The sequence below is a fragment of the uncultured Gilvimarinus sp. genome, from assembly GCF_963975215.1.
Taxonomy (GTDB): Bacteria; Pseudomonadota; Gammaproteobacteria; order Pseudomonadales; family Cellvibrionaceae; genus Gilvimarinus.
In genome coordinates, this window is record NZ_CAXBFW010000012.1 from 1 (window position 1) to 20259 (window position 20259).

Consider the following 20259-nt stretch of genomic DNA (forward strand, 5'->3'; position numbering starts at 1 on the left):
CCAGCGAGCAGCGCATCACACCAGCGTGCAGCCATTTTGGTCAGTGTGGTGGTTGCCAGTTACAACATTTGGCTGCGCCCGATCAGCTGATGGTTAAACAGCAGGGCGTGTTGGATCAACTGCGCCGCTTTGCTTCGTTAGTGCCCGAGCAGCTTGCCGAACCTTTAACCGCTGAGGCGTTTGGTTACCGCGCTCGCGCTCGGTTGGGTGTGCGTTTTAACAAGCTGGGTGAGGTGACGCTGGGCTTTCGTCGCGCCGGTGATAAGCAACTGGTAGCACTGTCGCAATGCCCGGTGTTGCAACCCTCCTTGCAAGCGGTATTGGCGCCACTAGCCCAGTGGCTTGAGCAATTTAATGCGCTGGCCGTGTCTCATGTAGAGTTGGTGGCCAGCGCGCCGTGCACCTTAGTGTTACGTCTGATCCGGCCACTCGCGGCGCCGGCGCTGGAGGCTTTGCAGTGCTTGGCTGATGAGCATCATTGGCAGGTATTTTTGCAGCCCGATCGAGACAGTAAAGCGCTGACGCAAGTTTCTGGTACACCGGTGGACCCGCGTTTGTACTATCAGCTGACGGCCGCTGATAGCAACAATGAGCCGTTGCGTGTTGGCTATCACCCCACCGACTTTACTCAGGTAAACCCGGCGCTAAACGTCAAGATGGTGGCCCAGGTGATGGATTGGCTGGCGCTTACGGCCAATGAGCGGTTGTGGGATTTATTTTGTGGTGTGGGCAACTTTACCTTGCCTGCCGCGCAGTACGCAGCGAGCGTGGTGGGGGTCGAGGCCATCGAGGCGATGGTGGCGCGCGGCCGGGAAAACGCCCGCGCCAACCAGCTTGATAATATTGAGTTTGTTGCGGCCGATTTAACCCAGTCATCAATCGATCGCCTGGTGCAAAAAGCCGGTCGCCCGGACGCTATTTTACTTGACCCGCCCCGCGATGGCGCGCGCGAGGTTTGTGAGCAGTTGGGGGCATTAAAGCGGGCGCGGATCGTTTATGTTTCTTGTAACCCGGCGACGTTTGCCCGCGATGCGCGCATCCTCGTCGATCAGGGTTATCGCTTGCACCGCTTTGGCGTTATGGAGATGTTTCCGCAAACCTCTCACCTCGAAACCATGGCGTTGCTGAGTAAAGGTTAGTAGATAATAGTATGTGCAGCGGTTGTCGTTCTGCTCCTGTCGCCGTGACTGGCAATAGGCACAACGCATACGACAGGGTATGATCAGGCCCACGAATTGGTCCAACACTGACGGTTTACTATGTACCATCAATACTTTGGGTTGGTAGAGCCTGCGTTTTCCATTGCGGTAAACCCGCGCTACCTGTATATGAGCGATCAGCACAAAGAGGCCTTAGCGCACTTACTGTACGGTGTGCGCGGTGGTGGTTTTGTGTTGCTAACCGGTGAGGTGGGTACCGGTAAAACCACGATTATCCGCTCGCTATTGGAGCAGCTACCTGACAACACGGATGTGGCCATGGTGTTTAACCCCATGGCCAATGTGCCCGAGATGCTGGGTATGATTGGCGATGAGCTGGGGGTAAAGTACGTAGCGGATGAGCCTACGGTTAAGTCTCTGACCGACGCCTTGCACTTATACTTGTTAGAAAACCATCGCCGTGGTCGCAACACTGTTTTGCTTATTGATGAGGCGCAGTTGTTATCGGCCGATGCCCTCGAGCAAATTCGCCTGCTTACCAATCTCGAAACCGATACCAAAAAGCTGTTGCAAATTATTTTGGTGGGCCAGCCAGAATTAAACACCTTGCTGTCGCAGCCACGGTTGCGTCAATTAGCGCAACGTATTACCGCGCGCTTTCATTTATCGCCGTTAACGCTTGCTGAAACTCAGGCATACATTGCTCATCGTTTACAGGTGGCGGGGCTGAGTGAAGAGCGCAACCCGTTTCCGCGCGCGATTGTAAAAAAAATTCACCACTTTAGTGGCGGTATTCCGCGGCGCATTAATATTTTGTGCGAGCGGGCGCTGGTGGGGCTGTATGGACACAACAAGCAGCGGGTGGACAATGCCACGTATCGTCTGGCCAGGCGCGAGGTTATTGGCGGGCTGGACGAGCCGGGTAAAGATTGGCGCGGCTGGTTAGTGTTAGGCCTGGGGGCGGCGCTGGTAGTGCTAATGGCGCTATTGTTGTGGGTGTTGTGGCCCGCCGGTGCCGCGCCGGATGATGCCCCCCGGGTGCCGGCAAATCAGCCCGAGAGCGCCTCGCTTAGCAGCGCCGCGGGTGCGGTGCCGCAGGCTCCCGCCAAGCCCGAAGAAATGATTAATTTTGCCCGGTTGCGCGACGCGCAGCAGGCTTTATTTGATCACGTCGGGTTGGCGACCGGGGAGGGCAACCCGTGCTGGCAGGCAACGGCGGACAACATTCAGTGCGAAACCGCTAAGTTTACGACCTGGGCCGAGCTGCGCGAGCTAAATCGCCCGGTGGTGTTGACCTTAAATACCCCTGATAAATTTACCGTTTTTGCGCTAGTGGTGGGGCTAGGAGAGACTCATGCGGCGCTTATCGATAGCGCGGGCGAGCGCTCGAGCATGGCCCTGACAGAACTCGGACGACGTTGGAATGGCGCCGTGTTTTATGTGTGGCACCGCCCGGAGGGTTACACTGGCGCGATAAGTCAGGGCGATCGAGGGCCATTGGTAAACTGGCTGGCGGAGCAGTTTGCTTTTCTCGATGGCCAGTCCCGTCGTCTGGCCGATAACCGCTTTAATCAAGCGCTAACCGAGCGGTTAAAGATTTTTCAGCGCCAGAACGAGCTGACAGCCGATGGCATTTTGGGACAGCGAACCCTGCTTAAGCTCAATGAACAGCTGGGTATTGATACCACGTTAGAGCCAGTGCAGGAGCCTTAACTATGTCGTTGATTTTGGATGCGCTGCGCAAAGCCGACCGCGAGCGACAACAGCAACACAATGGTGTGCCGGGGATAGACGCGACTCACACGTCAAACCAGGATGCCCCGCGTAAACTGTGGCCCTGGTTGGTAGCGTTAGTGGTGCTGGTAAGTCTGTTACTGGCACTGGTGATTTGGTTGCTGCTGGAGCGCAAGCCATCGGTAGCCCCGACGGCGCCATCGGTGCAAGCCCCGGCGGCAGTGCCGCAAGCGCCGCAACCGGCAACGGGTACGGTACAATCCGCCGCGCAACCACACAGTCAAATGCAACAATCCCCGGCCGAGCCGCCACCGGCTCAAGCCGCGGGTGCGGGCTCTGATACCGTTGCGCAACCGGCCCCCGCCGCAACATCGGGTGTTGCAAGTTCGTCCGCCTCAAGTGAGGCTGTGTTGGACGATGAGGTGGCCCGTTTGTATAACACACCGCCACCCGATGAAACGCCGGTAACCGTAGCGCCGCGGCCCGAGGTTACCGCTGTTAGTGCAGGTTCTGTCGCGCCCGAGCCGGCCCCGGTGGCTGAAGAATTACGCAGCAGTTTACTGGCAGCTCACCCAAATGTGGGCACTATTCGCGATTTGCCGCTGGCGGTACAGAATGAGATCCCCACGTTGATGTACTCGGCCCACGAGTATCGCGCGGGAGGGGTTAGTGAGGTCATGATCAACAGCCAGAGCTTACGTGAAGGTCAAACTTTGCAGGGGCTGACGCTTGAAGTGATTGCCGAAGACGGCGTTATTATGCGCAGTGGCGATCACTTTTTTAAACTCACCGCCATGTCCAGCTGGGTGAATATGTAGCGGCTATCTTATGTAGCGGCTATCTATTGGGTTATTTATCTGTTTAGCGCTGGCCGATGACCCGCGCCGGGTTGCCCGCGACGATCTGGTAGGCGGCCACGTCCCGCGTTACGACGGAATGCATTCCGGCTACGGCGCCCTCGGCCATCGTGACGCCATCCACCACCCCGGTATGGCTGCCGAGCCACACATCTTGCTGTAGACAAATACCGCTTGAACTGACCGCCTGCTCGCGAATGAGTTGGCCGGGTGCCAGGCCATGGTTAAACGCATACAGCGAGCAATAGGCCGCTATCCGGCAGTGATCGCCAATGGTAATGCCTGCCCGGCCTCCGTCTAAGCTGGCGTGGTGGTTAATCGAAACCTGTTGGCCCAGGGTAATGGGCCCGTGCAGCACCGCATCGGCGGCGATGTAGGTGTTGTCGCCAATAATGATCGGGCGGCCGGGCTCGGCAAATAGCCGTGCCTCGGGGGCTATAAATACATTTTTGCCTATCTCGATGGTCTCCAGGGCGCGCAGCTGGGCTTGCAGGTTATTTTGCCACGGGGTGGCCCACGCTAAGTGGCGGGGTTTGAGCCGGTAGTACAGCCAGGGCATATAGCTTAGGCGGTGTTTATGTTGTGCTTGATAGGCGGCGGAGTCTGGCATGGATACTCAAAGGCTGTCTTTGTGTTAAAGCCGGTATTGTAGCGCAGTCGCAAGGCGCGCTGGTATGAGGCCGCTTGCCGCGGCAAAAGCTGAAGATGCTGAGAAAGGAGAAGGTGTCCGTCGCCGTCATTGCAGCTGGTAAGTGCTGCTAGGTATCTTTTGTGCACCGAAACACGCGGAGCTAGGGCGTGCATTGTCGGATCGTGGTGGAGTATCGAGTGGACACTCACAGGTAACGTAGGCTCATCAGCGCGGCCAGACTCCCTCTATGCGAACACTGTCGTCGAGCGTATCCCGTTATGCTGGCGGACGGACACCTAACACAAGTGTAGCACTATGAGTTTCTGTGGCTATGGGCTGGTTAGTTGATCTGGCTCTTACCCCGTACGGTTATACTTTTTACGGTAATATAGAGCCTTTTTCTGGCCGGTTTTCGGCCCTGACGGTTATAAAGGTTGGGTATGTTCGATATTGTTTGGCAATCCGATCAGGCGTTGGTGATTAATAAACACGCCGGGGTGAGCTTTCATTCTGAGCAGGGTGACGCGGGTTTATTTGCCCGCGTGGCCGAGTCGTTTGCGTCGCTCTACCCGGTGCACCGGCTGGATAAGCCCACCTCGGGCCTAATGGTGATGGCTAAAACCGCCGCGGCTAACCGCCAGCTATGCGAGCAGTTTCGCGCCCGTCAAGTCGATAAATATTATCTCGCCCTGAGCGATAAAAAGCCCGGAAAAAAACAGGGGGCAGTTATTGGCGATATGGTGGCGGCCCGCCGCGGCGCCTGGATGCTAACCCGCGAGCGCCGCAACCCAGCGCGCACGGCGTTTATCAGCCGCAGTGTGGCCCCGGGGCGCAGGCTGTTTGTGGTCAAGCCCGCCACGGGCCGAACGCATCAAATACGGGTGGCGTTAAAAAGTGTCGGTGCGCCCATACTTGGGGATGCCTTGTACGGTGCGACTCCGGCCGACCGGGTGTACCTGCACGCCTATGCGCTTGGGTTTACTCTCGATGGTGAGTATCGGCGTTTTTCCTGCCGGCCTGATAGCGGGCAACAATTTTGCGATGTGGCGTTCGCCTCGGCCATGGCCGATTTGGCCGAACCCTGGAACCTTAAGTGGCCCGCGTGCTGAGCTGGCGCTTAGGGCTAATAGGGGGCTTTGCGCTTGCAGCCGGCATGTTGTGGCTGCTGATTACGGCCTTTGCGACGCCTGAGCGGGCCGCCCAATCCAATCTGCCTGCGCCAGCCGGGCAGTGGCGTCAGGCCCCGTGCCCAAATGCCCCGGAAGCCGCCGCCGTAGAGGCAAGTTGTGGTAGCTGGCACACCGGGGATGGCCGCTTTTCCCTGCCGGTGGTGGTATTGCATTATCGCGGCACGGATAAACAGCCCGAGCCGCTGCTGTATTTACAGGGTGGCCCCGGTGCCGGTGCGGCTATTGGCGATGGGCGGGCGCTGCAGCGTTGGCGCGACTGGAGAGATTTTGCCGGTCTGCGGCGCGACCTGGTGTTAGTTGACCGACGTGGCACGGGGGGCAGCAAACCTCGGCCGGTGTGTCACGCCTACGAACGCTTTAGTCTGCAGGTGCTGGGGCGCAACCTCTCACTGCAGCAGGAGTGGCGCGAAGCCAAACAAGTGCTGCAGGGTTGTCTGGCAAATATGCCGCAGTTTAATCCGCTGGATTACGGCACCCGGATAAGTGCGGCGGATATCCAACAGCTGGGGTACGCTTTGGGTATAGAGCGCTGGCATGTGCTGGGCGTGTCCTACGGCTCGCGTCTGGCGCTGGCGCTCCAAGCCGAGTCTCTCGCCGTCAGTAAAGGGCCCGCAATCGCCTCGCTGGTATTAGATTCTGTTTATCCACCCGGGCGCGGCGGCTTGATTGAGTGGCCCGGTACTCTGGCGCGGGCTTTAGACGGGTTCTATTTTGCCTGCAGTGAGGATGCCGATTGTCAGCGCCACTGGCGCTCGGGTGATTTTGGCAAGCCTATTACGCCCGTGAACCTGAAGGCGGCTTTGTTTGATGGGTTAACGGCCTTGCGCACTATGCCGATGCAGGTGGATGTTCGGGTAGATGGTCTGCCCCGGCGGATGGTGGTTAATGACCACCGTTTGTTGGCGGCGGTGTTCGCCGCCAGTTATCACCGTCATCGCTGGGCCGATGTCGTCGCCGCACTGGCGGCTATTGGCCCGCGGGACCGGGCGCCGCTGCAACGCTTAATGCAATTGTTTGTCTCGCAGGCAATGTCTGATTCACTCACAAGCCTTACGTTTATGGCGGTAGACTGCCGCGATAATCGTTTGGGGACGCAGCAGGAGTTTAATACCGAGTTGACGCGCCACGAGTCACTTAAGCCTTATTTAGAGGGGATGTGGCGGGGCCAGATTTGTCAGCAGTGGCGCGCGGCGCGCCCGTTGCAATTGCCCGAGGCGCCCGCGCGGGTAGCGGTGCTGGCGGGCGAGTTTGACCCCATTACCCCCGCGAGCTGGGCGCACGAGTTACAACAGCAGTGGCCCGCCAGTAAGCTCACCGAGTTTGCGGCTATTGGCCATCATGTGTTGGGCAGTAAAAGCTGTACCCTGACGCAGCTAGAAGCGTTTTTAGCCGGTCAGCGCGAGCAGTGGCAGGTGTGCGACGACTAGGCCTGCCGGCCTGGCAAAGTTAATTACTCGTACAGGCAAAGGTAGGCTGTGTCGGCGGCTACTTTAACGCCGAATTTTTGGTTGGCTTCGATTTCAAATGTTTCGCCAGCGCCGTAGGTTACCCACTCATCACTGCCGGGCAGCTTAACGGTTAAGGCGCCACTGATCACAGACATATATTCTTTTTGGCTGGTGCCAAACTCGTAATCGCCCGGGGCCATTACGCCGACGGTGGCGGGAAGTTTTTCGCCTTGAAAAGCGATCGAGGCAACCTTGCCCTCGAAATAATTATTGACATCGAACATAGCCGTTTCCTTAACAATGAAAACCGAGTAGTAGGCTTATAGCAGCCAAAAAAAAGGCCGCATCACTTGGATGCGGCCTTTTCGATATTTGGCTCCGCCTGCTGGGCTCGAACCAGCGACCCAATGATTAACAGTCATTTGCTCTACCAACTGAGCTAAGGCGGATCAGTGACTTCCGCTGTGGAAGTGGTGCGCATATTATAGAGCGATCCCAACTTGGTCAACCCCTGACATGAAAAAAGTGTAAGAAAAATCAGTGTTCGTGTAAAAACCCTTCAGTTTGTATTAACTCTATACAATTCAATGGGATAGCCAGCGAGGCTGGTCGTCACATCAGGGCTTAATCGCTATACTGTTTGAAGCTGTTAAGGCCCCTTATATTCAACCATTTACTCACTTTGGAATCTTATGCCGACCAACCCTCTGCTTGAGCCATTGCGCCTTCTGCTCAATGAACCTGGCCAGGTATATAGCGAGCAGCACCTGATAAAGCATCTGGTAGCACAAGAGCTACTGCCGGATAACTATGGCAGTAGTCCGTTGCTGTTGTTTCAGACACACTTTGCTTTGTTTAATGCCTTATACCTGTGGCGCGATGAGTTACACGAGCAGGGGTTGGATTTGGATATTGGGCTGATGGATGTACAGGTGCGCAAACTTGAGCAGGCGGCGGGCCAGAGCGTTACGGGTGCCCGAGAACATAAACTGCGCGAGTACTATCTCGATTGGTCCCACTATCGTGTAGCTACCGAGCAGAGCGTGGAGGATTTACTCAGTGATTTTTGGCAGCAAGTCGCCAGTAAGCCTGTGAACTCCGGTGAACGCGAACAAGCCCTGCAGGTGTTGTCGCTCCATGAGCCGGTCACCCTGGCCGAGGTTAAACAGCGTTATCGGCGTTTGGCGATGGCGCTGCACCCGGATCGCGGTGGCGATACCGAGCAGTTGCAGGAAATTAACTGGGCAATGGCGGTGCTGCGCCGCAGTGTGGCCAGCGATGGACTTGTTTAATTATCGCGATCGTCACGGGCAACATTATCGCGTGTGCCGTGCCGGGCAGAGTGTGCGCTTGTATACCGACGGTATTTTTCACACTCAGTATCACCCTAAAAGAGAGCTGGACGGTAGTGTCTGGGATCTGTTGTGGTTGCCTTGTCGCTTACTGACTGGTGCTTCGGTGCGGCGTATATTGGTGCTGGGGGTCGGTGGCGGGGCGGTGGTGTGTAAGCTGCGCAAGCGCTACCCACAGGCGCTGATTATCGGGGTGGATATTAATCCTGTGCACTTGCGGATCGCGCGGGATTTTTTTGCCGCCGGTGGCGCTAACACGTTATTGCTTGAGGCCGATGCCATCGCTTTTATGAGGTTTTACGGCGGCCCCGGGTTTGACGTGATTGTGGATGATTTGTTTACCGCCTGCGAGGGCGAGCCTACGCGGGTCGTGGATGTGTCGCCGCATTGGGCAGCCGCTTTGTGCCGGGGGTTAACCCCACAGGGCTTGTTGGTGGTTAACTTTGCCGCAAGCGCCGGGTTAATCGAGGGTTGGCGATCGCTGCGCGATGGCACGGTTTATTTTGCCCAGGCGCTTGAGTGGCACCATCGGCGCTATGAAAATCGCATCGGTGCGTTTTACCGCCGGCCCGTAACCCCCGATTGGCGAGCGGTTACCGATTCTATGTTACCGCTGGCCCGGCGCCGAGATTACCTAATCGCCGAACTTTAGTGGGCGTTAGAGTGTGGGGCCGGTAAATTGCAGCACTTTAAACTGGCGGTTATTGGCCAGCTCCTGATACTGAGCGAAATGCGCTTTGGCCTTTTGCTCGATACCAATAAAAGCGTTGACCACAAAAAAGGCCTGCCCGTTTTTTGATAGGTGCGCCGCAGCGCTGGCGATAAACCGCTCGGTTAAATCATCGCTGACATTAAAGCCCTGATGAAAGGGTGGGTTGCACAAAATTAAGTCAAAGCGGCCGTTAATTTCTCGCCCCGCATCCGAGGCGATAACCGCCGCGCTAAGGCCCAGTTGCTCACAGTTGTAGCGTGCGCTTTGCAGTGCGGCGGCGTTATTGTCGGTTAGGGTGTAGTGTGCGAGGTGCTTGTGCAAAATACTGTGGGCGGCACAGGCGGTGAGGTAACCGTAACCACAGCCTAAGTCTAAAACCGTGAGCGGCTGGTGCGTTGAAAGGCTTTGTTGCTTTAATGTTGCGATAAAAAAAGCGCTACCGGCATCGGTTTTTTGCCAGCCAAATTGTCCCGGTTTGCTCCACAGCGATGCGTTATTGGCGCCTCCTTCCGTGAGCGTGGCGATAGCGCGCAAGCGGTGGTAGTCACTATCGTCGAGCGGTGCGGATAACTCTATTTTGCTTAAGCGCGCGCCATAGGCTAAACCGTTTTTTTGCGTGGCTTTGGCACAGCCGAGTCGTTTGGCGGCTTTGTCTAAAATACTTTTTGCGCCTTCGTTTTTTAAGCCGGCAATAATCAGCTGGCCACCCGGCTTTAGTATTCGGGCGGCGGCGTTAATAAGATGGTGAACGACAGGCTTTTCTTTGGATACCCGGTAGTACACAGCGTCGAATGAATCGTCGGCGATGGTGTCGAGGTTAAAATCATTAAAGCTAACCCGGTGTTGCCCCTCGCCCAAGCGAGTGGCTATATCCCAGCGATTGCTGACAAATTGAGTGTTTGGTCGCAGCGGCAGCTGATCGGTAAATTCCCGGGCGGCTTCATCGCACAGCCACAGGGTGTTGTGGGCGGCGTCGGCGTTTTGGTATTGGCTGCCAAGCCAGTCCAGGGCGGGGTCATTCATTGCTTGGCACTCGTGCTTTGGGGGAGGGCGACTTCGGCCTCGGTTAAGGGGCGAAACTGACCGGGGGCCAGCGTTGGGTCGAGTACTATGCCCGCTACTGACTCGCGGTGTAAGCCGGTTACGTGGTTGCCGCAGGCGGCAAACATACGCTTTACCTGATGGTAGCGCCCCTCGTGCAACGTGACGCGTGCGGTGCGTTCAGTGATTGGCTCAAGGATTGCCGGCCGGGTGGGTTTGCTGTCACCTTTTAGCCGTAGCCCTGTGGCGAACTGCGCGATGCAGTGCGGGCTAACGGGCTCGGCCAGCGAGGCTATATAAACTTTATCTTTTGCGACCCGCGGTGCGGTGATGATGTGATTCCATTGGCCATCATCGGTAATCAGCACAAGCCCGGTGGTGTCTTTATCGAGCCTGCCGGCAATTTGCAGGCCCGCTGGCGATACGCCGGTAAGGCAGTCGAGCGCCGTGGGGTGCTCGCTGTCTTCATTGCTGCAAACAACGCCCGCCGGTTTGTGCAGCATATAGTAATGGGCGCGCGGGTACTCCAGTGCCGAGTCGTTTAGCTGCACTTGATCGCACTGAGTGATGTGTTGGCGCGGGTCGGTCGCGGTAGCGCCTGCCACGCTGACGCACTTTGCCCGAAGCCAGCGTTTAACCTCGGAGCGACTGGCGCCCGTGCAGTGCGCTATAAATTTATCCAGTCGCATGGAGAGGCTCACGCCACGGCTCGGGTAAGCTATCGCGCCATCCAAGGGTGTCGATGGTCCGGCCAAAGCGGCCGGTAATGGGGGCGTTTATCGTCAGAGGCTCGCCTGTCAGGGGGTGTTGTAGCTGCAGTTGAGTGGCGGCGAGCAGCAATCGATCGGCGCCAAAGCGACAGGCAAAGAAGTGGTTGTGTACACTTTTGCCGTATTTTGGGTCGCCAATGATGGGGTGGTGCAGATGTTTTAAGTGACGCCTTATTTGATGCTTGCGCCCGGTGCCGGGGCGACAGTGCACCAGTGAGTAACGGCTGGTCGGGTAGCGGTCGACGGCCTCGGGGAGTTCGGTTTGCGCCAGTGGGGCGAATGAGGTTTGCGCGCTTTGCAGTGGTTGGTCACTGCCGGGAGCATCACCGTGTTTATCCGCCTGATAGCGCAAAGGGTAGTCGAGATCGAGAGCCTCTAGGTAGCCCCGCACGAGCGCCACATAGTGTTTACTGACCCGGCCGCCTTGCCATGCATCGTTGAGCAATCGTGCGGTGCCGCCGTCGAGGGCAAAGAGCAGCACCCCGGAGGTGGGCTTGTCGAGTCGGTGCGCCGGATACACCCGCTGGCCAATTTGATCGCGCAGTAACTGAATGGCGAAGCGGGTCTCGTGCCGGTCGATGGGGCTGCGGTGCACCAGCAAACCACTGGGCTTGTTGATCGCCACCAGCTGTTCATCCCGGTAGAGTATGGTGAGTTTGGGCTCACAGGCTGGTGTGTGTATCGGGGTGACCACGTATCGTTAAATCAGTATAAGTTAAACGCTGTTGAGCGTGGGATAGTATCGTTGCTTGTGCACTCAAAGCCCCACTCGCGCTGTTGTTTTATCAGGCTTTGGGCGTTGCTCTCGCAAAAGCCTTCCTGATTGTCGGCGCGCCATAAGACTTCAGTTTTGTCATCGTCTTTTTGGTAGCGCACTTCACAGGGCACTTTTTGGTCCGGTAATAAGTACACCACTTCAATCAGGCGCTGGCTGTTGTCCAGCTCGCAGACGTAGGTGTAGTTATTGATGGGCTCGGCATTGCCGGCGGTACTTGCGGCCAGCAATGCGATTGTTATCCATGCGGTACGAGCCATAAAGCTTGCTCCTTGTGCTCCATTCGGGCACGACAGTTTACGCTCCGGCGATGGCCTTTTCACCGGAATCTACAGTTTGATAAATCAGGGTGTTGATGGTCATGGGGCCAACACCGCCGGGCACTGGTGTGTAAGCGGCAACCCGGTCAACCAAGGGGGCGAGCTCAATGTCGCCAACGCCGCCTGGGTGGTAGCCGGCATCGACCACAACGGCACCATCTTTAATCCACTCGGCTTTGATAAATTCGGGGCGGCCAACGGCGCCAACCACGATATCGGCCTGACGGATATGATCGGCCAGGTTTTGTGTACGGGAGTGGCAGATAGTGACGGTCGCGTTGGCGCCCAGCATCATCATGGCCATGGGTTTGCCTAAAATAGGACTGCGACCTACCACCACGGCGTGTTTGCCGGCCAGCTCAATATCGTAGGCCTCCAGCAAACGCATAATACCTTTTGGTGTGGCGCACCCGTAGGCTTGCTCGCCCATACTCATACGGCCAAAACCCAGGCAGGTAACACCATCGACATCTTTTTGCAGGGCAATGGCGTCAAAGCAGGCGCGCTCGTCAATTTGTTCGGGCACCGGGTGCTGAAGCAAAATACCGTGCACGTTGGGGTTGTTGTTTAACTCGTCGATTTTTGCCAACAGTTGCTCGGTGGTGGTCTCGCTGGGCATTTCTACCTTTACCGACTCCATGCCGATGCGCTCACAGGCGTTGCCTTTCATGCGCACATAGGTGGCCGATGCCGGGTCGTCACCCACGAGAATGGTGGCCAGAATAGGGGTTTGGCCGTTGCCGTTAGATTTTAGTTCGCTAACGCGGGCGGATAACGCTTGTTCGGTTTTTGCCGCTAGGGCCTTGCCATCGAGAAGCAGTGCAGACATGGAGTGCAGTTACCTTAGTTGGCGGCGCGAGTGTTATTAAAAACGCGCTGCGGTGCAAAAAGAAAAGGGCCGATATTCTCACATAGCTTAGGCGAGAGGCCAAGGCGGCGCAGCTGAAATTTACGCTTTTTTTGCTGGTCTTGAGGGGTTGCTATAACAGCCGTTGCCAATATGGCCGCTGCGAATATAAGCGGTGTGCCGTCGGGCGAAAAGAGGGTTGTCAGTGGGGTGCCGCAACGGAAAAGTTTTGCGGGTGTCGCTGGAAATCGATATTTAAGCGGTAAGGGTGGGGTGGCTGACGGGGCTCGAACCCGCGACCACTGGAATCACAATCCAGGGCTCTACCAACTGAGCTACAGCCACCATCGAGACAGGTGTTACCTGTTACTGACGCTAACGAGAAACGCAAAACGGTCAGCGCGAAATCCACTTAATGGATTGTCGACCTTAGCAATAAGTCGACATTCACTAAGTGTTTGGCGCGCCCGGCAGGACTCGAACCTGCGACCATCCGCTTAGAAGGCGGATGCTCTATCCAGCTGAGCTACGGGCGCATGGCTGGAGCATTGAACCGGACGGCTCGCGTAAAATGGTCGGAGTGGAGGGATTCGAACCCCCGACATTCTGCTCCCAAAGCAGACGCGCTACCAGGCTGCGCTACACTCCGATGTCTTGTTGCGGTGGTGTTGATGCCGCGTTTCAAGAGGTGCGCATAATACCCATGGCTCAGCGTGTCGTCAACGATAAAACCAAGGAAATTGTAAAAAAATCCCAGTGGCCGGGCGGCGTCGATTAGCGCGTGGGCAATTTGTTTGGTGCGCAGGCAAATTGCCTGAAATGTCTACGGTCACTGATGGATTCAGCGCAAAAGTAAGGGAGGCTTGTGTCTATCGGGCGCGATGGTCAAAATAGCGGCCTGATTAACGTGGAGGTGTTATGCATAATACTGATGTAGCTTTGGCAATGAAGCAGGGGATGAGGCGTTTGGCCTCTGGGGTCAGTGTATTATCGACCAGAATTGATAACGACCAGCGCTTTGCTATGACTGTCTCGTCAGTGACTTCTGTGTCAGACGAGCCGCCATCGCTATTGGTTTGCATTAATAAGCAGATCTCGCTGCAGGGGCATTTAGAAAATCTGGGTTGCCACTTTGCGGTGAATGTCCTGGCTCACCATCAGGAGCGGGTGTCTAATGTCTGTGCCGGCTTTGAGCCCGTGCAAGACCGTTTTAGTGTCGGCAGTTGGCTTGAGGGGCCGGATTCGGTTCCGTACCTGACCGACTCGGAGGCGGTATTTTTCTGCCAAACCGATAAAGTGGTCAGCTATGGCACGCACCATATTGTGATTGCCCGGATTGAGGATGTGCTGGTCAGTGAGCACGAGTCTGACCCGCTGCTTTATCACAGCGGTGGGTATCAAAGATTAAATGGGATGTTGGCACACGCTGATAAAGGCTAAATTGCCGCCAAGGGCCGGCGGAATATGCGCCTACTGTGGGGGCGAAAGTCTTCTCGTCGCAGCGGGGTTGAATATGACAGTTGTGCGTCGGGAGGATGTTGGAATTATGAAGGTTTTGTGTCTACGGCAAGTTTACGGTTAAGGGACACTAACTTTTTATGCACATCTGCCGCCAGCCGCCGGGGGATTTCCGCAGAAATGACTCTAAAACGTCACAAAACACTGGCAATCTCTTGTAAGCTATTGATATTAAAGGGTTTAAATATAAAGGTTAAATAATGCTCAATTTGTACTCCAGCCAGTAATTACGGGCATTGGAGTGCTTTTCCCAAAAACAATCCACCAAGTTATCCACAGAAAGTGTGGAAAAAATGAAACGCTGAGAAATTGTGCAGAATGGTTACAGTTTGGCTGGTTAAGTAACAATCGACAGTGTCAATTTTTGATCGTACTGATGGTTATATAGCGATACTCGGTAAATAATCAAATTCAATATATGTCCCTGTGCAGAACGTAAGTGCGCAGGGCGTGAGGAGCTCACAACCCATGGGAAATAAACAACAGGTAGCTGTACTGGGTGGCGGAAGCTTCGGTACCGCCATTGCGAATATTGTGGCGGCCAATGGCCATCGCACTTTTTTGTGGATGCGCGATAAAGACAATGCCCTGCGCTGCCAAAGCGCGCGCGAAAACGAGCGTTACCTGCCGGGAGTCGCGTTAACCGACGGGCTGGAGGTGACCGCCGAGCTTGAGCGCGCAGTGACAGGCACTGATTTGGTGTTTGTATCGATTCCGAGCCATTCCTTTCGCGCGGTGGCTCGTCAGCTGCGCCCCTATTTAAAAAGCGATGCCATTGTGGTGAGCACCGCTAAGGGGATCGAGCCCGAGGGCTTTACGCTGATGAGCGACATCCTGCTCGAAGAGCTGCCCGACCATGACATCGGTGTGCTGAGCGGGCCTAATTTTGCCAAGGAAATTGTCGCCAAGCAGCACACGGCCAGTGTTATCGCCAGTGAAAGTGAGCGAGTGTGTCAGGCGGTGCAGGATATTTTGCGCTCGGAGACCTTTCGGGTTTACGCCAATAAAGACCGTGGCGGCGTCGAGTTGGGCGGTGCGTTAAAAAATATCTACGCCATCATTTGCGGCATGGCCGCAGCGATGGGGGCGGGTAAAAATACGCAGGCCATGTTGCTCACTCGCAGCCTCGCCGAGATGGGGCGCTTTGCCGCCGAAATGGGCGCAAACCCGATGACTTTTTTGGGTTTGGCCGGTGTTGGCGATTTAATTTTAACCTGCACGTCGGATCTTAGCCGCAACTATCGGGTGGGCTATCAGCTGGGTAAGGGGGAGCCGCTGGATGCGGTGGTCTCGGGTCTCGGTCAGGTGGCCGAAGGTGTTAATACCCTGCATCAGGTAAAGCAAAAAGCCGATGAGCTCGGGGTGTACATGCCTTTGGTGAGTGGCCTTTATAGCATTTTATTTGAGCGTCGCGCTGTGGCCGATGTGGTGCGCGAATTGATGTTGGGCGAGCAGAGCAACGATGTGGAATACAGCAATAACCTTGAACACCACAGTAAGCTGTAACGAACCTTGGGGGAAACCTACAACGTTCGCTACAGGGCCGTCAGATGGCCAGTACCTCCGGGGCTCAACCTGAGGCGGGAGGTCAATAAACCCATGTTTACCGCTATTTTTTTCGACAGGGACGTTCTTCAGTATGTCTATTAACCGCATTAACACGCCTGCCTGGGTAATTTTTGCCGCTCGTTATCAGCTGCCCGGCATCGTATTGCTCGCGCTGATTTTTTATATTTTTGGCGACCGTTTGCAGTGGTTGTTAGGCTCCCGCTGGGGCGGCAGTTGGGCCGTGCTGGATGCACTGGCCGATACCTTTTTACTGTTGGGGCTGGTGTCTTTGGCGCACTATTGTTTTCGTCAGCAGCGCCTGTGGTCGCTGTTGTTGGCGTCGGCGCTATTGTTGCCGCTGGCGCTGCAGTATCTCGTGCTGTGGATTGGGGGGCAGTACCTTACGCCATTAGCGTTGGGCAGCGTCGATCATGTTGCGCTGCTGTTTACCTGGGGTAACGCCGCCAAAGTTTTCATCGTGTTGCTGCTGTTTGCGGCGGTGGGTGCGGTGGGCGCTTTAGCGCCGCCGCGCCGTGTGGTACCGGCGATAACCGCATTTTTTTTGGCGTTGACAAGCTTTGCTGGCGCTGCGCTGATCGAGCAAAAATATGAGTTTCATGTGTATTCCTGGCAGCGTCTTAACAACCTCGATGCCGCCGCCCCGCTGAGGGCGTATCAGGCGTTGCTGCCACATTCTGACGAGGCCTTGGGGCCGGCCCTTTCGGGGGGCTTGTCGGGCGTTATGCTGCGCGACGGGCAGGCCCCGGCGAGCATTGTGGCGCCGCGCCAAACGGAGGCTGGTAAGCGGTTGAATGTGCTCTTAATTTTTGCCGAGGGGATGTCGGCCCGCACCATTGGAGCCTACGGTGGCGCCGTGCCAGATTTGACGCCCAATATTGACCAGTTTGCCCGCCGTGCGATGGTAGTGAGTGACTATTACAATCACACGGCGGCCACTTACCGCGGTTTACTGGGGCAGTTGTGTGGGGTTTACAGTGGTTTAGGTGGCGCGGCCAGCTGGCGTGAGTTGTTTGCCGCCGGAGGGCAGCGCTCTTATCCGTGCCTGACTCAGCTTTTTGGCGAGCTGGGTTATCGCAGTGCATTTTTTGATGCCCATGTCGCGCGCGATGCCTATGTTGATGAGCTTATGGCCATGATCGGGTTCGACTCAGTGCTCACCGCAGAAAGCGTTAAGCACTATCCGGGCGTGGGTGCCCCTAAAGCGGCCGGCTCGCTCTCGGATCAGCAATATTTTGATGGCCTGATTGGCTATTTGCGTGAACATGAGGGCACCGATGAGCGTTTGTTTATGGCCGGTTATAACCTTGGGACTCACGCGTGGGTCGATGTGCCTGCGGATGAGCTCAGCTACGGCGACGGCAGCGTCAATGCCTTAAATACGATTCACAATTTTGATGGTGCGTTTGGGCGCTTTTGGCAGTATTTTAAAAGCTCGCCCTGGGCAGATAATACCTTGCTGGTGTTAACCTCCGATCATGCTCACTATATGGAAGAGAGCTACGTCGAGGCGCTCGCCGATCACGGTGATCACGACTACCGCCCGCTGTTTATCGACCGTATTCCGTTGCTTGCCTACTACCCGGAAAAAGGCTTCTTGCCGCCGCGCTATAACGCCAAAAACAATACCTCCCTGGGGCTTGCAAAAACCGTGACGTCTCTGCTGGATATCCCGGTCGCCGAGGGGGTGTTTTCGGGCTATTCTATCTTCGCTAAACGCCCCGAGCCGATAGGTTTTGCCTCTTATGGCAATGAGTTTTACCTGATTGAGCAGCGCCAGCTGTACAATCGTAAGTCTGTTACTGATGCGCGCCGGGGTGATTATCAGCAGTTTATGAGTCAGGTGCGTAAAATGCAGCAGCAGGAGCAGGCAGACGAGTTGTGGGAGCCGGGCCCTGCAGTGCTACACTGAGTCAATTGCCAGCCGGGCTACATCCAATTTTTAGGGGAAATGTATGGATAACGAAAAGCTTAAGTCGAACATCACCTCGTCCGACCACTGGATTCGGTTGCTGTTTATGATTCTGTTTGCGCTGGTCTTGTACGTCGCCGGCATTGTTGTCGGGGTTTTGGTATTGGTGCAATTTTTGTTTGCCTTAATCACCGGCAGTGACAATACCAATTTGCGCCAGCTGGGAGACTCACTGACTCAGTACATCGCACAAACCCTGCGCTTTTTAACCTACAACAGCAACGATAAACCGTTTCCTTTTGCCGATTGGCCCGAGCCCGCCCCGGTGGCCGAGGTGGTCGAGCCGGAAGAGGTGGTGACAACCTCGGCCGAGGCCGACAAGCCGGACGCTAACGGGCAGAACACGGATGCAGCGATTATTGCCGAGCAAGATGCCGATGAGAGCTCGTCCAGGCCTGTGTAACAACGGGTGCTTTTTACATTGAATTATTAAGGCGGAAATATGCGTTTATTTATCCTGCGCCACGGGCGCGCCGAACCCTACCAGGCCATGGATGCCAGTCGGGCGCTGGTGCCCACCGGGCGCGACGATGTCCGTCTGGTGGTGGAGCGGCAACGGGATAAAATGCCCGCACTAACCGATGTGTGGGTTAGCCCTTATGTTCGCGCCCGTCAGAGCGCCGAGATCGCCAGAGCGGCGCTGGAGCTGCCGGAATCCTGTGAGCATATTACCGATTTGATTGTGCCCGAGGCCCGTATTGATACCTTGATTGCCGAGCTCTACCGCTCCGGTCTCGAGTCGGTATTGCTGGTAAGCCATCAACCCCTGGTGTCGACCCTGTTGGATACTCTTTGCGGCGCATCTGAGGCGCACCACATGAAAACTGCCTCGCTGGCAGCGCTTGAGCTGGATGTTGTGGCGGCCGATATGGGGCGACTGCTGTGGATCGAGCACCCCTAAGCCTTTTCTTGACGACCCTGGAGTACATATGACCCCCAAGCAACGCCAGTTTAATATTGCGGGGTTGGGCTATAGCGCTCAGCAATGGGGCAGTGAGGCGGGGCGCCCGGTGCTGGCCTTGCACGGTTGGCTGGACAATAGCGCAAGCTTTACCCGCCTGGCGCCACAGTTGGCCTCGTTAAACCTGGTGGTGCTGGATATGGCCGGTCACGGCCAAAGTGAACATCGCCCGGGCAGCGCACCTTACAATATTTGGGACGACGTAGCCGATGTGCTGGCCATTGCCGATGCGTTGGGGTGGCAACACTTTAGCTTGCTGGGCCACTCGCGCGGGGCCATTATTGCGGCCTTGTTGGCCGGCTCGTTTCCTGAACGAATCGACCGTATGGTGTTAATCGAGGGGTTATTCCCCGAGCCGGTCAGCTCTGAAAATGCCCCCAGGCAACTGGCCGACTCTATCCGTAAAAATCGCGAGTTGGCCGATAAGCCGCTGCGGGTATTTGCCGATGTTAACGCCGCGGTAAAAGCCCGTTCGCAGGGGATGTTTCCGCTCAGCGAAGCGGCGGCCCGCTTGCTTACCGAGCGTGGTATAACACCCGTGACCAATGGTTTTACCTGGAGTACGGACCAGCGCCTGCTGGCGCCATCGTCGGTAAAGTTAACCCGCGGGCAAATACACGCGTTTATCTCGGCGATCCAATGCCCTGCCAGAGTGCTGTTGGCCGATGACGGAATGCCTAAGTTCTATCCCGGTTTTACTGAGGCGGCGCAGCAGTATCCGCAATTAGAGGTGATTACTATGGCTGGCGGTCACCACCTGCATATGGAAGAGCAAGCCGACGCGGTAGCGAAACATATTAATGATTTTTTATAAGAAGCAAACGATGCAAAACTCTGTGTTCGGATACTGGTTGGTGTGTGTCTTAATGTTTGTTGCCTGTAGTGGCGCGCAGGCTCTCGAGGGCCCTGGCGGGCCGCTGCAGTTAAACGATTTTCCCGGTGCGAGCATCGAGTCGCGCGCGCAAACCGACGAGCGCGACTACATGGTGGCGTTGGGTAATTACCGCAAAGTGCGCGGCCTGTGGCGGGTTGAAGAGCTGCGCACCAGCGGCGAGCTGACCCGCACTACCTATCGGTTGCCCGATAACCACTCGGCTCGGGAAGGGTTTGATTTTTTTGCCCGCCAGCTCGCGCAATACCCGCTGCGCGAATTGTATGTGTGCCAGTCGCGCGATTGTGGGGAGTCCAACAGTTGGGCCAACAACCATTTTAATGTCTATCAGCTCTATGGCCTGGATCAGTACCAGTACTATGGCGCGTATGAGTTATCGCTGCCCGAGGAGACGGTTTACGTGACCCTCTACGCGGTGCTGCGCGGCAACAAGCGGGTCTATGTGCAGCTGGAGGTTTTATCGAGCGATGGGGCTGAGACGGGCAGTGCCGACCGCCCTCTGGAGTGAGGCCG

21 protein-coding genes and 4 tRNA genes are annotated in these 20259 nt (G+C 56.2%); 14 read left to right on the forward strand and 11 right to left on the reverse strand.

Annotated elements, in window-relative coordinates:
* The 3 genes from rlmD to AAC019_RS09610 all read left to right on the forward strand — a co-directional run.
* Positions 1-1139, forward strand: a 1139-nt coding sequence (gene rlmD, locus AAC019_RS09600) for a 23S rRNA (uracil(1939)-C(5))-methyltransferase RlmD (protein WP_339898572.1), incomplete at its 5' end; no start/stop codon positions are given.
* A gap of 120 nt (positions 1140-1259) precedes the next feature.
* Positions 1260-2873 (forward strand): AAA family ATPase, encoded by a 1614-nt coding sequence (locus tag AAC019_RS09605; RefSeq protein ID WP_339898573.1) that lies wholly within the window; start codon positions 1260-1262, stop codon positions 2871-2873.
* 2 nt (positions 2874-2875) lie between these two features.
* Positions 2876-3712, forward strand: coding sequence for a general secretion pathway protein GspB (locus tag AAC019_RS09610; protein ID WP_339898574.1), 837 nt, complete (start codon positions 2876-2878; stop codon positions 3710-3712).
* 43 nt (positions 3713-3755) lie between these two features.
* Here AAC019_RS09610 and AAC019_RS09615 read toward each other — a convergent pair whose 3' ends face one another.
* On the reverse strand, positions 3756-4361 hold the full coding sequence (locus tag AAC019_RS09615; RefSeq protein ID WP_339898575.1) for a DapH/DapD/GlmU-related protein: 606 nt from the start codon (positions 4359-4361) through the stop codon (positions 3756-3758).
* Between the two features lie 461 nt (positions 4362-4822).
* Here AAC019_RS09615 and AAC019_RS09620 point away from each other — a divergent pair, with 461 nt between their 5' ends.
* Entirely contained in the window at positions 4823-5491 is a 669-nt protein-coding gene (locus AAC019_RS09620; RefSeq protein WP_339898577.1) for a TIGR01621 family pseudouridine synthase, read from the forward strand.
* Entirely contained in the window at positions 5476-6999 is a 1524-nt protein-coding gene (locus AAC019_RS09625; protein ID WP_339898578.1) for an alpha/beta hydrolase, read from the forward strand. The genes AAC019_RS09620 and AAC019_RS09625 overlap by 16 nt, the downstream gene beginning before the upstream one ends.
* 23 nt (positions 7000-7022) lie before the next feature.
* Here AAC019_RS09625 and AAC019_RS09630 read toward each other — a convergent pair whose 3' ends face one another.
* Both AAC019_RS09630 and AAC019_RS09635 read right to left on the reverse strand, forming a co-directional pair.
* Positions 7023-7304, reverse strand: a complete 282-nt coding sequence (locus AAC019_RS09630) for a pyrimidine/purine nucleoside phosphorylase (protein ID WP_339898579.1) — start codon at positions 7302-7304, stop codon at positions 7023-7025.
* Between the two features lie 89 nt (positions 7305-7393).
* Positions 7394-7469: transfer RNA gene (locus AAC019_RS09635), tRNA-Asn, on the reverse strand.
* A 243-nt stretch (positions 7470-7712) separates the two neighbouring features.
* Here AAC019_RS09635 and AAC019_RS09640 point away from each other — a divergent pair.
* Together AAC019_RS09640 and AAC019_RS09645 are read left to right on the forward strand one after the other, a co-directional pair.
* Complete coding sequence (locus AAC019_RS09640) at positions 7713-8312, forward strand: DNA-J related domain-containing protein (protein ID WP_339898581.1); 600 nt, start codon at positions 7713-7715, stop codon at positions 8310-8312.
* The gene (locus tag AAC019_RS09645; RefSeq protein ID WP_339898583.1) at positions 8299-9024 is read left to right on the forward strand and encodes a class I SAM-dependent methyltransferase; all 726 of its coding nucleotides are present in this window, start codon (positions 8299-8301) and stop codon (positions 9022-9024) included. The genes AAC019_RS09640 and AAC019_RS09645 overlap by 14 nt, the downstream gene beginning before the upstream one ends.
* Before the next feature lie 6 nt (positions 9025-9030).
* On the opposite strand, the gene AAC019_RS09650 is transcribed toward AAC019_RS09645, so the two are convergent.
* The 8 genes from AAC019_RS09650 to AAC019_RS09685 all read right to left on the reverse strand — a co-directional run bounded on the left by AAC019_RS09650 (position 9031) and on the right by AAC019_RS09685 (position 13486).
* Entirely contained in the window at positions 9031-10107 is a 1077-nt protein-coding gene (locus tag AAC019_RS09650; RefSeq protein WP_339898585.1) for a methyltransferase, read from the reverse strand.
* Positions 10104-10814: a pseudouridine synthase gene (locus AAC019_RS09655; RefSeq protein WP_339898587.1), complete on the reverse strand. Its 711-nt coding sequence runs from the start codon at positions 10812-10814 to the stop codon at positions 10104-10106. Before AAC019_RS09655 ends, AAC019_RS09650 begins: the two co-directional genes overlap by 4 nt.
* On the reverse strand, positions 10801-11589 hold the full coding sequence (locus AAC019_RS09660) for a pseudouridine synthase (protein WP_339898588.1): 789 nt from the start codon (positions 11587-11589) through the stop codon (positions 10801-10803). The genes AAC019_RS09655 and AAC019_RS09660 overlap by 14 nt, the downstream gene beginning before the upstream one ends.
* 11 nt (positions 11590-11600) lie before the next feature.
* On the reverse strand, positions 11601-11930 hold the full coding sequence (locus tag AAC019_RS09665; RefSeq protein WP_339898589.1) for a hypothetical protein: 330 nt from the start codon (positions 11928-11930) through the stop codon (positions 11601-11603).
* Between the two features lie 37 nt (positions 11931-11967).
* Positions 11968-12819 carry a bifunctional methylenetetrahydrofolate dehydrogenase/methenyltetrahydrofolate cyclohydrolase FolD gene (gene folD, locus AAC019_RS09670; RefSeq protein ID WP_339898590.1) on the reverse strand — a complete coding sequence of 284 codons (852 nt, stop codon included), beginning with the start codon at positions 12817-12819 and terminating at the stop codon, positions 11968-11970.
* A 287-nt stretch (positions 12820-13106) separates the two neighbouring features.
* Positions 13107-13182, reverse strand: a tRNA-His gene (locus AAC019_RS09675).
* 114 nt (positions 13183-13296) lie between these two features.
* Positions 13297-13373, reverse strand: a tRNA-Arg gene (locus AAC019_RS09680).
* Between the two features lie 36 nt (positions 13374-13409).
* Positions 13410-13486 (reverse strand) — tRNA-Pro (locus tag AAC019_RS09685).
* 269 nt (positions 13487-13755) lie between these two features.
* On the opposite strand from AAC019_RS09685, the gene AAC019_RS09690 reads away from it, so the two are divergent.
* The 7 genes from AAC019_RS09690 (at position 13756) to AAC019_RS09720 (ending at position 20254) form a co-directional block, all read left to right on the forward strand.
* On the forward strand, positions 13756-14277 hold the full coding sequence (locus AAC019_RS09690; protein ID WP_339898591.1) for a flavin reductase family protein: 522 nt from the start codon (positions 13756-13758) through the stop codon (positions 14275-14277).
* A gap of 546 nt (positions 14278-14823) precedes the next feature.
* Entirely contained in the window at positions 14824-15861 is a 1038-nt protein-coding gene (locus AAC019_RS09695) for an NAD(P)H-dependent glycerol-3-phosphate dehydrogenase (RefSeq protein WP_339898592.1), read from the forward strand.
* A 133-nt stretch (positions 15862-15994) separates the two neighbouring features.
* A complete protein-coding gene (locus AAC019_RS09700) occupies positions 15995-17833 on the forward strand; it encodes a sulfatase-like hydrolase/transferase (protein WP_339898593.1) in 1839 nt (612 codons plus the stop codon).
* A gap of 43 nt (positions 17834-17876) precedes the next feature.
* Positions 17877-18296 carry a DUF4389 domain-containing protein gene (locus AAC019_RS09705; RefSeq protein ID WP_339898594.1) on the forward strand — a complete coding sequence of 140 codons (420 nt, stop codon included), beginning with the start codon at positions 17877-17879 and terminating at the stop codon, positions 18294-18296.
* A 39-nt stretch (positions 18297-18335) separates the two neighbouring features.
* The gene (gene sixA, locus AAC019_RS09710) at positions 18336-18794 is read left to right on the forward strand and encodes a phosphohistidine phosphatase SixA (protein WP_339898595.1); all 459 of its coding nucleotides are present in this window, start codon (positions 18336-18338) and stop codon (positions 18792-18794) included.
* A 28-nt stretch (positions 18795-18822) separates the two neighbouring features.
* Complete coding sequence (locus AAC019_RS09715; RefSeq protein WP_339898596.1) at positions 18823-19668, forward strand: alpha/beta hydrolase; 846 nt, start codon at positions 18823-18825, stop codon at positions 19666-19668.
* A 52-nt stretch (positions 19669-19720) separates the two neighbouring features.
* On the forward strand, positions 19721-20254 hold the full coding sequence (locus tag AAC019_RS09720; protein WP_339898597.1) for a DUF4892 domain-containing protein: 534 nt from the start codon (positions 19721-19723) through the stop codon (positions 20252-20254).
* Positions 20255-20259 lie beyond the last annotated feature (5 nt).